Below are 13,426 nucleotides of genomic sequence, written 5' to 3' on the forward strand. Positions count from 1 at the left end.
ACACGCATGCATACAGACTTCCCCCCAACCCCGGCCGGCCCGTCCGAGGCCGGGCCATCCCAGGCCGCGCCGCAGCTGGGCAACGCCATCCTGGCGGCGGCCCTGCTGCTGCCAGGCCTGGGCGCCGTGAACGCGGTCCACGCCGAGGAGGCGCCGGAACGCGCCACCCTCAGCGTCAAATACCTGAGCTACGAAGAAAGCCAGTCCAGCATGGACCGCATCCGCGTGCGCGCGCCGTCGGTGGCGCTGACCACGCCGGTGGCCGGCGTCTGGTCGGTGGCCGCCTCGCTGACGGCCGACGACGTGTCCGGCGCCTCGCCGCGCTACCACACGGCGGTGTCGGGCGCCTCGCGCATGAGCGACGACCGCGGCGCCGGCGACGTGGCGGTGACCCGCTACTTCCCGCGCGGCAGCGTCACCGTGGGCGCGGCCTACTCCACCGAGCACGATTACAAGTCGCGCGCCTTGTCGCTGCAGGGCACGATGTCCAGCGAGGACAAGAACACCAGCTGGTCGTTCGGCGTGGGCGGCTCGGACGACGCGATCGACCCGGTCAACCTGGTCGTCGCCGGCGAGTCGCGCCAGACCGTCAACCTGATGGCGGGCGTGACGCAGGTGATGGGCCCGCGCGACCTGGCGCAGCTGACCTTGACGCACAGCCGCGGCCACGGCTACTACTCGGACCCGTACAAGGCCTTCGACAACCGCCCGCGCCAGCGCAACCAGAGCACCCTGCTGGCGCGCTGGAACCACCACCACGAGGACGGCGGCGGGACCAGCCGGCTGAGCTACCGCTACTACAGCGACAACTTCGGCATCCGCGCGCACACGCTGGGCGCGGAATACGTGCAGCCGCTGGCGCAGGGCTGGAGGGTGACGCCTTCCGTGCGCCTGTACACGCAGCGCGCCGCCAGCTTCTATTACGACCCGGTGTACGACGGGCGGCTGGGCGAGCCCTTCCCGCCCGGCTACGTGTTCGGCACCACCGCCTTTTCCTCCGCCGACCAGCGCCTGTCCGGCTTCGGCGCGGTCACGCTGGGCTTGAAAGTGGCCAAGCAGCTGAACCGCGACTGGTCGGTGGACCTGAAGCTAGAGGCCTACCAGCAGCGCGGCTCCTGGCGCGCCTTCGGCGGCGGCAGTCCCGGCCTGGAGCCGCTGCGCGCGCGGGGCATCCAGCTCGGAGTCACGCGGCAATGGTAGCGCCCCCGTCCCAACCCCTTACCTGGAGAATCGAATGCAAGCTGCACGCATGCTGAACTGGTTGCTGGCGCTGTGCGCCGCCATGGTCCTGCTGGCGGCCGCCGGCTGGGCCAGCGCGGCCGCCGCCGACGACTTCCTTCCGCCCGAGCAGGCCTTCCACCTGCGCGCCGAGGTGCGCGCCGACCGCACCGTGGCGCTGCACTGGACCATCGCGCCGGAGTATCACCTGTACCGCGAAAGGCTGTCCTTCAAGGGCAGCGGCCTGGCGGGCCAGCCGTCCCTGCCGGCCGGCGTCCGCAAGTTCGACGAGAACTTCAACAAGGAGATGGAAACCTACGCCGGCAAGCTGGAAGTGACGCTGCCGATGCCGGTGGACGCCAGCGCGCCATTCACGCTGCGCGTGGGCTACCAGGGCTGCGCCGACGCGGGACTGTGCTACCCGCCGATGGAACTGGCCTACCAGGTGGACCCGTCGCGGCCCGGCGTCCTCGTGGCGCAGGCGTTGGATGCCGGGGCGGCCGGCTTCGGCGCGGGCGCCGCCGCGAACACCGCCTCGCTCCCTCCGGCTGGATCCGGCGGCGACCGCGTGGGCGCCGCAGGGACCACCGCTCCCGAGGACGACAGCTCGCTGGCCCAGCGCACGCTGCAAAGCGGCAGCCTGTGGCGCATCGGCGGCGCCTTCCTCGTGTTCGGCCTGCTGCTCTCGTTCACGCCCTGCGTGCTGCCGATGGTGCCCATCCTGTCCTCGATCATCGTCGGCGAGGGCTCGGTGTCGCGCGGACGCGGCCTGCTGCTGGCGGTGGCCTATTGCCTCGGCATGGCGCTGGTCTACACCGCGCTGGGCGTGGGCGCCGGGCTGGCCGGCGAGGGCCTGGCCGGCGCGCTGCAAAAACCCTGGGTGCTGCTGACCTTCGGCGCGCTGCTGGTGGGCATGGCGCTGTCCATGTTCGACGTCTACCAGTTGCAGCTGCCCAGCTCCATGCAATCGCGCCTGGGTGAAAGCAGCGGCAAGCTGCGCGGCGGGCGCTTCCTCGGCGTGTTCGCCATGGGCGCGCTGTCGGCGCTGATCGTCGGCCCCTGCGTGGCCGGGCCGCTGGCCGGCGCCCTGCTCTACATCAGCCAGACCGGCAACGCCTGGACCGGCGGCTGGGCCCTGTTCTCCATGGCCTGCGGCATGAGTGTGCCGCTGCTGCTGACCGGCCTGTCCGCCGGCAGCCTGCTGCCGCGCGCCGGCGCCTGGATGAACGGCGTGAAAAAGGTGTTCGGCCTGCTGCTGATCGCGGTGGCCGTGTGGATGGTGTCGCCGGTGTTCCCGGTCCCCGTGATGATGGTGCTGTGGGGCGGCCTGGCCATCCTGTGCGCCGTGTTCCTGCACGTGGGCCAGCCGCTGCCCTCCGGCAGCAAGCCCGGGACCTACGCCGCCAGGGCGCTCGGCCTGCTGTTCCTGGTGGCCGGCCTGGCCGAGCTGGTGGGCGCCGCCAGCGCCGGCCGCGACGTGCTGCAGCCGCTGGCCCACCTGCGCGGCGGCGGCGGCACGGCCGGCGCCGTGGCGGCCGAAGGCCACGCCGAGCCGCGCTTCACCCGCATCCGCAACGTGGCCGAGCTGGAAGCGGTGCTGGCCGCCGGCGGCCCGCCCGTGATGCTCGACTTCTACGCCGACTGGTGCGTCGCCTGCAAGGAGATGGAGCGCATGACCTTCTCCAAGCCGGCCGTCAGCGCCGAGATGAGGAAGATGCGCCTGATCCAGGTCGACGTCACCGCCAACAACGCCGACGACCGCGCCCTGATGAAGAAATTCAGCCTCTTCGGGCCGCCCGGCATCATCCTGTTCGACGGCTCGGGCAAGGAAATACCGCAGGGCCGCCTGATCGGCTACGTGCCGCCCGAGCCCTTCGTGCAGCACCTGCAGCGCGCCCAAAGCCCTGGTTGAGCCACCCCACTTCGAGAAACGGATAACCATGCAAGCAACGAAACACGCCCGCGTCCTGATACTGGGCTCGGGCCCGGCCGGCTACAGCGCCGCCATCTACGCCGCGCGCGCCAATCTCAACCCGGTGCTGGTGACCGGCGTGGAGCAAGGCGGCCAGCTGATGACCACCACCGACGTCGAGAACTGGCCGGCCGACCCCATGGGCGTGCAGGGCCCGGACCTGATGCTGCGCTTCCTGCAGCACGCCAAGCGCTTCAACACGGAGATCGTGTTCGACCAGATCCACACGGCCAAGCTGGATGAAAAGCCGATCCGCCTGATCGGCGACGGCGGCGAATACACCTGCGACGCGCTGATCATCGCCACCGGCGCCTCCGCCCAGTACCTGGGCCTGCCGTCCGAGCAGGCCTACATGGGCCGGGGCGTGTCGGCCTGCGCCACATGCGACGGCTTCTTCTACCGCAAGCGCGAGGTGGCCGTGGTCGGCGGCGGCAATTCCGCCGTCGAGGAGGCGCTGTACCTGTCGAACATCGCCAGCAAGGTCACGCTGGTGCACCGGCGCGACAAGTTCCGCGCCGAGGCCATCCTGATCGACCGCCTGATGGCCAAGGTCGCCGAGGGCAAGATCGAGCTGAAACTGAACCACACGCTGCACGAGGTGACGGGCGACGAGGGCGGCGTGACCGGCGTGACCCTGGCCGCCACCGCCGGCGGCGCGCTCACCGAGGTGGCGGTGCACGGCCTGTTCATCGCCATCGGCCACAAGCCGAACACCGGCATCTTCGAGGGCCAGCTGGACATGCACAACGGCTACATCAAGACCAAAACGGGCACCGAGGGCATGGCCACCGCCACCTCCGCGCCGGGCGTGTTCGCCGCCGGCGACGTGCAGGACCACGTCTACCGCCAGGCCATCACCAGCGCCGGCACCGGCTGCATGGCGGCGCTGGACGCGCAGCGCTATCTAGAGCAGTAAGACCCGCCCCCCTTCGAGCAGACTTCCATCCCGCAAGTAAGTCAAACCGTTTCGCACGTCAGCGCGACAACTATGGCGGCATCGCGCGGATGCCGGTAGACTTGACCATCCGCATGTTTGCGGCGGCACGCGACTGAGGGGGGCGGCCATTGGACAACGACACCGGCTTTCAAGAACGGACGGCGGACCAAGCGCAATCCGGCCCGGACGACGCCGTGCTGTATCACACCGAACGCACGCTGGTGTGGCGCCGCCCGGCGGCCGGCGGCGGCGGCGGCTTGGTCTTCAAGCAGCCGCTGGGCCCGGACGCCGAAACCAGGCTGCGGCATGAAACCCGCATGCTGGAACGGCTGGCCGCCGTGGAGGGGGTGCCGCGCCTGGCGTCCGAGGCGTCCGATGAGGCCATGCCGGGCGCCATCGCGCTGCGGGACGCCGGCGGCGAGTCCCTGGCCGCCGCGCTGGCCGCCGGGCCGCTGTCCCTGCCCGCCCTGCTGGACCTGGCGCCGCGGCTGGCCCGCATCGTGGCCGCCGTGCACAAGGCCGGCGTGCTGCACAAGGACATCAACCCCGCCAACATCGTGCTGGCCGGACCCGACCAGCTACCGCTGCTGATCGACTACGACCTGGCCACCACCTTCGCCGAGGAACTGCCGGCCTTCACCCACCACGACGAGATCACCGGCACCCTGGCCTACCTGGCGCCCGAGCAGACCGGCCGCACCGGCCGCCCGGTTGACCAGCGCGCCGACCTGTACGCGCTGGGCGCCACGCTGTACCAGGCGGCCACCGGCTTCCCGCCCTTCGGCGACGACGATCCGCTGCGGCTGATCCACGCCCACCTGGCGCTGGCGCCGGAGCCTCCTGTGGCGCGCGCGCCACATCTGCCGCAGGCGCTGTCGGACCTGATCCTGCGCCTGCTGGAGAAGGAGCCGGACCGGCGCTACCAGAGCGCCGAGGGCCTGCTCCACGACCTGGCGCGCCTGGCCGCCGGCGCCCCGCCGTTCGCGCTGGGCGAGAACGATTTCCCGAGACGGCTGGCGCCGCCGTCGCGCCTGGCCGGGCGCGAGCGCGAGACGGCCGAACTGGGGGCGGCCTTCGGGCGCGCGCGCGACGGCGGCCTGCGCGGCATCCTGGTCGCCGGCGCGCCCGGGGTGGGCAAGACTGCGCTGATCAATGAACTGCGCGCCATCGCCACGGTGAACCAGGGCTGGTTCGTGTCCGGCAAGTTCGACCAGTACCAGCCCGGAGCCGACCCGGCCGGCATGCAGGCCCTGCGCGCGCTGGGCCGCCTGCTGCTGGCGGAACCCGAGGCGGCCCTGGCCGCGCAGCGCGAACGCATGCTGGCCGGGCTCGGGCCGCTGGCCGGCCTGGTCACGGCGCTGCTGCCGGAGTTCGCCATCCTGCTCGGCGAGCACGCCGGCGCCTGCCACGCCGATCCTGCCGAGGGCGACGCCCAGCTGCACCTGGCGCTGCTGGACGTGCTGCGCGCCGTGGTGACGCCCGAGCGTCCGCTGGTGATGGTGCTGGACGACCTGCAATGGGCGGGACAGCCCTCGATCCGTTTCCTCGACCTGCTGCTGACCGACGAGGCGCTGCGCGGCCTGCTGCTGGTGGGCGCCTACCGCGACGCCGAGGTCGGCCCCAACCATCCGCTGACGGCCATGCTGCCGCGCTGGGAGCGGCTGGGCGTGGCGCCGACGCTGCTGCGGCTGGAGAACCTGGCGCCGGCCTGCGTCGGCGAGCTGCTGGCCGGGATGCTGCGCCTGCCCGCCGCCGCCGCCGCCGGCCTGGCGCGGGTGCTGGCGCCGCACACCGGCGGCAATCCCTACGACACGGTGGAACTGGTCAACGCGCTGCGGCGCGAGGGCGTGCTGGCGCTGGGCGCCCAAGGCTGGACCTGGGACCCGGAGGCGATCCGTCATTACGTGGGACCGGGCGGCGTGCTGGCCTCGCTGACGTCGCGCATCGGCGCCCTGCCCGCCCCCTCCGCGCGGCTGCTCGAGATCATGGCGTGCCTGGGCGGCGAGGTGGCCCCGGCGCTGCTGTGCGCCGCCAGCGGCGTGGCGCCGGCCGCGCTGGAGGAGCAGCTGGCCCCCGCCCTGGAGGACGGCCTGCTGCAGTGGGATATGGACGGCGCGCAGCGCGGCGGCCTGCGCTTCCGCCACGACCGGGTGCAGCAGGCGGCGTACGAACGGCTGGAGCCGGACGCGCTGTGCGCCCTGCACATGGCGCTGGCGCGCCGGCTGGCGCCGCCGCCCGGCCGGGAATCGGACCATGACCTCGAACGGGAACCCGGCCAGGAGTCCGTCCGGGAATCAGTCCGCGACACCGGCCACCGCCACACGGCGGCGGCCCAGTACCTGGCCTGCCTGGCGCGCTTGCGGGCGCCGGACGAATGCGGCCGCGTCGTCGGCCTGTTCATGGAGGCCGCCGCGCACGCGCGCCAGATCACCGCCCACACCACGGCCGAACGCTATCTGGCCGCCGCGCTGGACCTGGCGCGGCGGCCGGGCTGCCCCGCCGACGACGCGCGGCGGCTGGCGCTGGAGCAGGAGCGGCACGCCGTGCTGTACCAGCTGGGCCGGCTGGACGAGGCCGACGAGGCCTATCGGCGCATCGCCGCCACCTGCGCGGACCCGCTGCGGCTGGCCGAGTCGGCGGGGATCCAGATCGGCAGCCTGATGCACCGCAACCGCGAGCGCGCCGCGCTGGACCTGGGCTTCCCGCTGCTGCGCCAGCTGGGCATGGCGCTGCCCGAGCGCGGGCTGGCCGCCGAACTGCCGCGACACCTGGACACCTTCTACCGCTGGTTCCGCGAGCGCGACCTGGCGGCCGACCTGGCGCGCCCCGAGGTGCGCGAGCCGCGCCTGCTGGCGCGCATGCGCCTGGCGCGGCAGCTGATCCCGCCGGCGCTGTTCGTCGATCCGGACGCGCTGGCCTGGCTGGTGCTGGAGGGCCAGCGCAGCTGGGCCGAGCACGGCCCCAGCCCGGAGCTGATGTTCCGCCTGGCGCACGCCGGCATCCTGACGATGGCGGTGCGCGAGGACTACCGCACCGGCTACATCACCGCGCAACACCTGCTGGCGGTGGGCCGGGCGCGCGGCTACACGCTGGAGACCTGGCAGGCCAGCTTCCTGCAGGCGATCAGCCATGCCCACTGGTTCGAGCCGCTGGAGGACTGCGTGGCGCTGGCCCAGCGCACCCGCGAGGGCCTGCTGCAGGGCGGCGACTGGCAGGTGGCCTGCTATATCTACACCCCCATCATCGCCTGCCTGTTCGAATGCGCGCCGCAGCTCGAACGCGGCGCGGCCGAGATCGAGGCGGGCCTGGCGTTCGCCGCGCGCACCGGCAACGAGTTCAACACCGGCATCTTCCTGGCCCTGCGCCAGTTGCTGCGCGCGCTGCGCGGCGAGACGCGCGCGCCGGGCAGCCTGGCCGACGACGATTTCGACGAGGCGCGCCACCTGGAGCGGATCGCGCACAATCCTCTGGCCCAGGCCACCTTCCACCACTGCCACGCGCTGGCCGCCGCCATGTTCGGCGACGCAGAGCGCCTGGAGCGGCACGCCGCCGCCGCGATGGCGCTGCTGCCCGTGATGCACAGCTTCTACATCGCGCCGCTGAGCTACCTGCTGCAGGCGCTGGCGCTGGCGCAGGCCATGCACGACGCCCCGCCGGCGGCCGGCGCCGGGCTGCTGGCGCGCTTCGACGCCTGCCGCGACTGGCTGGCGGCGCGCGCCGCCGACGCGCCGGCCAACTTCGGGCACATGCTGCGCTGGCTGGCCGCCGAACGCGCCTGGGCCGCCGGCGACACCTGGGCCGCGGCGGCCGCCTTCGACGCGGCGCTGGCCGCGGCCGAGACCTGCCGCCGGCCCTGGCACGCAGCCCTCATGACGGAGCGCGCCGGCCGCTTCCACGTCGAGCAGGGCCTGGAGCGCGCCGGCCGCCAGCTGCTGGCCGAGGCCCGCCAGCTGTACGGCGCCTGGGGCGCGGCCGGCAAGGTGCGCCAGATGGACCAGGCCTACGGCCTGCGGCGCGGCATCGCGCCCGGCGCCGGCGGCAAGGCAAGCCGTGCGGCCGCCAGCGGCGGTGGCGCCGGCGCCAGCACGAGTGGCGGCGGCAGCGGCGTCTCGGCCGACGCGATCGACCTGCTGGCGATCCTGCGCACCTCGCAGGCGCTCAGCTCGGAGACCAGCCTGGAACGGCTGTGCGGCCGGGTCATCGAGTTGATCGGTTCCATGACCGGCGCCACCGCCATCACGCTGGCGCTGTGGGACGAGGACGCGCGCCTGTGGCGCCTGCCCCCGGCGGACACCGGCGCGGCGCTCACGATAGAGGAAGCCGGCGCGCGCGGGCTGCTGCCGATATCGGCCTTCCGCTACGTCGAGCGCACCCGCGCGCCGCTGCTGGTGCCCGACGCCACGCGCGACGACCGCTTCGCGCGCGACCCCTACGTGGCCGGCCGCCAGCACTGCTCGCTGCTGGTCGCGCCCATCCTCAGCCACGGCAACGCGCGCGCCATGCTGCTGCTGGAGAACGGCTTGAGCCACGGCGCGTTCTCGGCCGGCCGGCTGGACGCGGTGATGCTGGTGGCCGGCCAATTGGCCGTGTCGCTGGAGAACGCCCAGTTGTACGCCTCGCTGGAGCGCAAGGTGGCCGACCGCACCTTCGCGCTGGAGGAGAGCAACCAGCGCCTGGCGCTGCTGAGCATCACCGACCCGCTGACCGGGCTGGCCAACCGGCGCCGCTTCAACGAGGCGCTGGAGGCCGAGTGGCTGCGCGCGCTGCGCCCGCGCAGTCCGATCGGCGCGGTGATGGTCGACATCGACCAGTTCAAGCTGTACAACGATCATTACGGCCACCAGGCCGGCGACAACTGCCTGCGTCTGGTGGCCACCACCTTGGCGGCCGGCTTCAGGCAAGGCACCGACGTGGTGGCGCGCTACGGCGGGGAGGAATTCGCCGTGATCCTGCCGGGGACGGACGCCGCCACCACCCGCCGGATCGCCGACCGCGCCCGCCTGGCCGTGGCGGCCCTGAACGAGCCGCACGCCAAGGCGGGGCACGGCATCGTCACCGTCAGCATGGGCGTGGCGGCCATGGAGCCCTCCCTCGAGCTGCGGCCGGAGCGCCTGTTCAGCGCCGCCGACAGCGCGCTGTACCTGGCCAAGACGGGGGGGCGCAACCGGGTCGAGGGCGGCTGAAGCGGGACCGGCGCTCGGTCAGACCGGCTGCGCCACGGGGCCTGGAGCATCCCTGTTCAGCCGCGAATTGCGCAAGCCATAGGCGAAGTAGGCCGCGACCGCGACGGCCATCCACACGAAGAACACGTGGAAGGTGGCGCGCGACAGGTCCTTCATGATGAACAGGCAGGCCAGCACGCTCAGGCCGGGCACCAGCCAGGGGCCGAACGGCACGCGGAAGCCGTCCTGGCCCGCCCCTATGCCCTTGCGCCGCATCACCGGCACGGCGATCGCCACGACGATGAAGGCGGTCAGCGTGCCCATGCTCACCATGTCCCAGAGGAAGGTGGCTTCGACCAGCCCCGCCGTCAGCCCGACGGCCAGGCACACGATGACGGTGTTGCCCACCGGGGCCTGGGTGCGCGGGTTAACGCGCCGGAAGGCCTTCGGTATCAGGCCGTCGCAGGAGATGGCGTACAGGATGCGGGTCTGGCCGTAGATGGTCACCAGGGTCACCGAGAACACCGAGATCACGGCGCCGGCCGACAGCACCAGCGCGGGCCAGGCCTTGCCGGTGACGTTTTGCAGGATCACCGACAGCCCCGCCTCCTGGTGCGCGAACATGCGGGCCGGCTGCGCGCCCACGGCGGCCACCGCCACCAGCAGGTAGAACACGGTGACGATGACCAGCGCGGCCAGGATGCCGACGGGGACGTTGCGCTTGGGGTTCCTCACCTCCTCGCCCGCCGTGGCCACGGTGTCCAGGCCGATGAAGGAGAAGAACACCGTGCCGGCGGCGGCCGTCACGCCGGCCATGCCGCCCATGCCCTTGCTGTCGTCCTGGTTGAAGAAGGGCGTGAAATTGGCCGCGTCGAAGCCGGAGAAGGCGACCGCGACGAAGAACAGGATGATGGCCAGCTTGATCAGCACCAGCACCGCGTTGGCGGTGGCCGACTCCTTCGTGCCGCGCAGCAGCAGGTGGCCGCACATGGCCACCAGCAGCATGGGTGGCAGGTTGATCGCGCCGGGATGGAATTCGATGCCGCCGGGTCCGGACGCGAACATGGGCGCGCGCAGCGACGGCGGGATGTGCCAGCCCAGCGCGTTGACCAGGAAGTTGTTCAGGTAGTCGGACCAGCCGATGGCCGTGGCGCTGGCCGCCAGGCCGTACTCCAGCAGCAGGCAGGCCGCCATGATGAAGGCGGCGAACTCGCCGAGCGTGGCGTAGGCGAAGGAGTAGGACGAGCCGGCGGCGGGAATGCGGAAGGACAGCTCGGCGTAGCACAGCGCCGTCAGCCCCGCCGTCAGCGCGGCGATCAGGAAGGACAGGATCACCGACGGCCCGGCCTTGGGCACCGCCTCCACCATGGTGAAGAAGATGCCGGTGCCGATGGTGGCGCCGACGCCTATCATCGTCAGGGGGAACAGGCCGAGCGTGCGTCCGAGACCTTGGCCCGGGGGCTCGGCGGCGCCGGTCGCGGGAACCGGCTTGGTACGGCAGAGTTGTTGGCGTAGCGACTGCATGTTGAACCTTCCTGACTCGAAAACACGCGCGGCCGGCCGGCCGCACGCCTGCTGCCCTGCCCTGCCGTCTCAGTCGAAGCGCACGTTGCGGCAGCGCAGCGCCGGCATCATCAGTTGTTGCAGTTCGCCCGCCAGCCGGCGCACCGGCGCCGGCGTGTAGCGCTGGTAGTAGGCCTGGTTGTACGGGCCTATCCCGTGCTCGGCGCTGAAACTGCCCTGGAAGCGGCGCACCACCGCGTCCAGCAGCGTGGTGCGCAGTTCGGCCACGGCCTCGTCGTCCAGCGCCAGCGGGCCGGATTTCGGCGCCACCAGGTTGTAGTGCAGGCCGCCGTCGGCCACGTGGCCGAAGTCGCAGATGCGCACGCCGGGATGGGACGCGGACAGCCATTCCTCCCCCCAGGCACGGAACGGCGCCCATTCCTTGCGCGGCAGCGCGATGTCGAAGGCGATCACGCGGCCCTCATGGCGCAGCGCCTCGCTGATGCCGTGGCGCAGGCTCCACAGCATGTCCTCGTCGCCGAACAGCGCGTCGGCGACGATGCCGTGCTCCATCATCTCGCCCAGCGCGTCCTGCAGCACCGCCTCCAGCGCCAGGCGCCTGGCCGGCAGCGCAGTGCCCAGCTCCACCAGCAGCGCGTAAGGCGGCACCTCGCCGTCCGGGAAGGGGTTGCGCACGGCGGGCACGTTGCTGAACACGGCCCGCATCGCCGCTTGCGACATGCCCTCGACGGAGGCGATGAATTCCGGCAGTTCGCGCTCCAGCGCGGCCAGCAGCGGCATCACGGCCTCGCTCGACGCCGGCACCACCAGCGCCGTGGCGCGCTGCGCGGCCAGCGGATGCAGGCGCACGGTGGCGCCCAGCACCACGCCGAAGGCGCCGCCGGTGCCGCACAGCAGGTGCTTGAAGTCCACGCCGGTGTTGTTCTTGCGCAGCGGGCTGCCGAAGCCGATCACGCCGTCGGCGCCGGGCAGCCAGGCGTCCACCGCGCACAGGTTGGCGCGCACGTCGCCGTACTTGATCAGCCGCGCGCCGCCGGTGTTGGAGGCGATCATGCCGCCGATGCTGGGGTCGGCCGACAGGTCGATGGGGAAGTACAGGCCGTGGACGGCCGCCGCGTCGTTCAACTCGGACAGGCGCACGCCGGCGCCCACGGTGGCGGTGCGCTCGGCGGCGTCGATGACGATGGCGCCCTTCAGGCGGTCCAGGCTGAACACGAATTGCTGGCCGCTGGCGTCGGGCGTGGCCGCCGCCACCAGGCCGGTGTTCGCGCCCTGCGGCACGAAGGGCGCGCCGTTCGCGTGCAGCAGCGCCAGAACGGCCACCGCCTGCTCCGCCGTGGCCGGACGCAGCACGGCGGCGGCCTGGCCCTGGCCGTAGCGCGCGCCCTGCGCGTACGGCGCGCAGTCGGCGCTGGCGGTCAGCATGCCGGCGGCGCCCAGAATGCCGGCCAGCTGCGCCAGCAGGTCGGCCGCCGGCAGCGCGCGCGCCTCGGCCACGGCCATCGCGGGCGCCGGCCGGCGCGCGGCGGTTTGCGCGCTCACGCGGCGGCCTTCAAACCGTCGATCGAAGTCATTTTGAAGATGGCGGTGGCGTTGCCGCTGTCGAAGCCCAGGTCCAGCGCCATCTCGCCCTCGTCGTTGCGCACGCGGTCGCGCGAGATGAACTCGTAGAACGAGCCGGGCACGCGGCGCACCACGCAGCCTTCCGGGGTGCGGAACACGCGCTCCACCTGGGCCGCGCGGTAAGCGGTCTGGCGCATGGTGCCACGCGTGGCCTCCTCGATGTGGGGCTTGATGGACCGGCCCAGCCGCTGCTGCTCGGCCGCCAGCGCGTGCAGGTCCGGCACGCGGTCCGTCACGTGGTTGAAGGCGTTGCCCTCGGTGGCGATCCAAGCCATCTCCTGCGACTCCTCCAGCAACAGCTCGTAGTCGGCCAGCGCCGGCACGGCGTGCTGGCGGCCGAAGCAGCGCAGCAGCGATCGCAGCAGGGCCACGGCCTGGTTCAGCGGCAGGCCGCGCCGGGCCGCCAGTTCGTCCAGCAGCGCGATGTCGGAGGCGTCCAGCGGATCGGCCGAGCTGGCGACCACGCGGCCGACGGCGGCCTGGAACCCGGGCGAGAAGCGCTCCACTTCCAGTTCGCTGACGAAGAACTGGGGAATGTCCTCCGGCAGGTCGGCGTGCATATAGGCGCGGCCCATCATCTTCAGGCGCGGCAGCGGATAGCTTTCGTTCAGGTGGTAGCCCAGCGGCTTCAGGAAGCGGACGATGGCCGCCTCGCCGCACGGCAGCTGGCCGTTGCGGGCGATCTTCACGGTGCGCACGGCGCCGTGGTCGAAGAACACGCGGCGCCCGCTGGCCACCGCGTCCTCGGTGTAGGCCATGCCCTCGGGGACGCGCTCCAGCAGTTCGCGGAACAGCAGCACGTTCATCGCGTAGGCGATTTCGGCGCGGGTGACCGACAGCGTGGCGTCGCCGTTGCCCGGCGAGCAGCGGAATTCGGCCGGCACGTGCATCAAACGGGTCATGCGCGCGGTGGCGGCGGCGCCGATGCAGGAGGTGAGCAGGTAGTCGAGAGTGGTCATGGAGGGCGTGGTGGTGTTTGAATTGCACCGA

At 72.4% G+C, this 13,426-nt stretch carries 7 protein-coding genes; 4 read left to right on the forward strand and 3 right to left on the reverse strand.

Translation table 11 applies throughout. From position 1 onward, the window contains the following. Positions 1-6: 6 nt before the first annotated feature. The 4 genes from BM436_RS19875 to BM436_RS19890 all read left to right on the forward strand — a co-directional run bounded on the left by BM436_RS19875 (position 7) and on the right by BM436_RS19890 (position 9,310). On the forward strand, positions 7-1,200 hold the full coding sequence (locus tag BM436_RS19875; protein WP_093557273.1) for a DUF3570 domain-containing protein: 1,194 nt from the start codon (positions 7-9) through the stop codon (positions 1,198-1,200). A 34-nt stretch (positions 1,201-1,234) separates the two neighbouring features. After that, positions 1,235-3,130: a protein-disulfide reductase DsbD gene (dsbD, locus tag BM436_RS19880; protein ID WP_229490521.1), complete on the forward strand. Its 1,896-nt coding sequence runs from the start codon at positions 1,235-1,237 to the stop codon at positions 3,128-3,130. 28 nt (positions 3,131-3,158) lie between these two features. After that, complete coding sequence (gene trxB, locus BM436_RS19885; protein ID WP_093557275.1) at positions 3,159-4,106, forward strand: thioredoxin-disulfide reductase; 948 nt, start codon at positions 3,159-3,161, stop codon at positions 4,104-4,106. 149 nt (positions 4,107-4,255) lie between these two features. Continuing rightward, a complete protein-coding gene (locus BM436_RS19890; protein ID WP_218164888.1) occupies positions 4,256-9,310 on the forward strand; it encodes a diguanylate cyclase domain-containing protein in 5,055 nt (1,684 codons plus the stop codon). Between the two features lie 18 nt (positions 9,311-9,328). Here the strand turns inward: BM436_RS19890 and BM436_RS19895 are convergent, their stop codons facing one another. From BM436_RS19895 to BM436_RS19905, 3 genes are all read right to left on the reverse strand, one after another. After that, positions 9,329-10,813, reverse strand: coding sequence for an APC family permease (locus tag BM436_RS19895; RefSeq protein WP_093557276.1), 1,485 nt, complete (start codon positions 10,811-10,813; stop codon positions 9,329-9,331). 69 nt (positions 10,814-10,882) lie between these two features. Further along, positions 10,883-12,355 carry an FAD-binding oxidoreductase gene (locus tag BM436_RS19900; RefSeq protein ID WP_093557277.1) on the reverse strand — a complete coding sequence of 491 codons (1,473 nt, stop codon included), beginning with the start codon at positions 12,353-12,355 and terminating at the stop codon, positions 10,883-10,885. Next, a complete protein-coding gene (locus BM436_RS19905; protein ID WP_229490523.1) occupies positions 12,352-13,395 on the reverse strand; it encodes a 2-oxoadipate dioxygenase/decarboxylase family protein in 1,044 nt (347 codons plus the stop codon). The genes BM436_RS19900 and BM436_RS19905 overlap by 4 nt, the downstream gene beginning before the upstream one ends. Positions 13,396-13,426 lie beyond the last annotated feature (31 nt).

Source organism: Pseudoduganella namucuonensis (genome assembly GCF_900116645.1).
Taxonomy (GTDB): domain Bacteria; phylum Pseudomonadota; class Gammaproteobacteria; order Burkholderiales; family Burkholderiaceae_D; genus Rugamonas; species Rugamonas namucuonensis.

What these genes read in the sequence shown, in the direction of transcription:
- BM436_RS19875 (WP_093557273.1), top strand. Translation starts at nt 7, where the DNA reads ATGCATACAGACTTCCCCCCAACCCCGGCCGGCCCGTCCGAGGCCGGG.
- dsbD (WP_229490521.1), top strand. Translation starts at nt 1,235, where the DNA reads ATGCAAGCTGCACGCATGCTGAACTGGTTGCTGGCGCTGTGCGCCGCC.
- trxB (WP_093557275.1), top strand. Translation starts at nt 3,159, where the DNA reads ATGCAAGCAACGAAACACGCCCGCGTCCTGATACTGGGCTCGGGCCCG.
- BM436_RS19895 (WP_093557276.1), bottom strand. Translation starts at nt 10,813, where the DNA reads ATGCAGTCGCTACGCCAACAACTCTGCCGTACCAAGCCGGTTCCCGCG.
- BM436_RS19905 (WP_229490523.1), bottom strand. Translation starts at nt 13,395, where the DNA reads ATGACCACTCTCGACTACCTGCTCACCTCCTGCATCGGCGCCGCCGCC.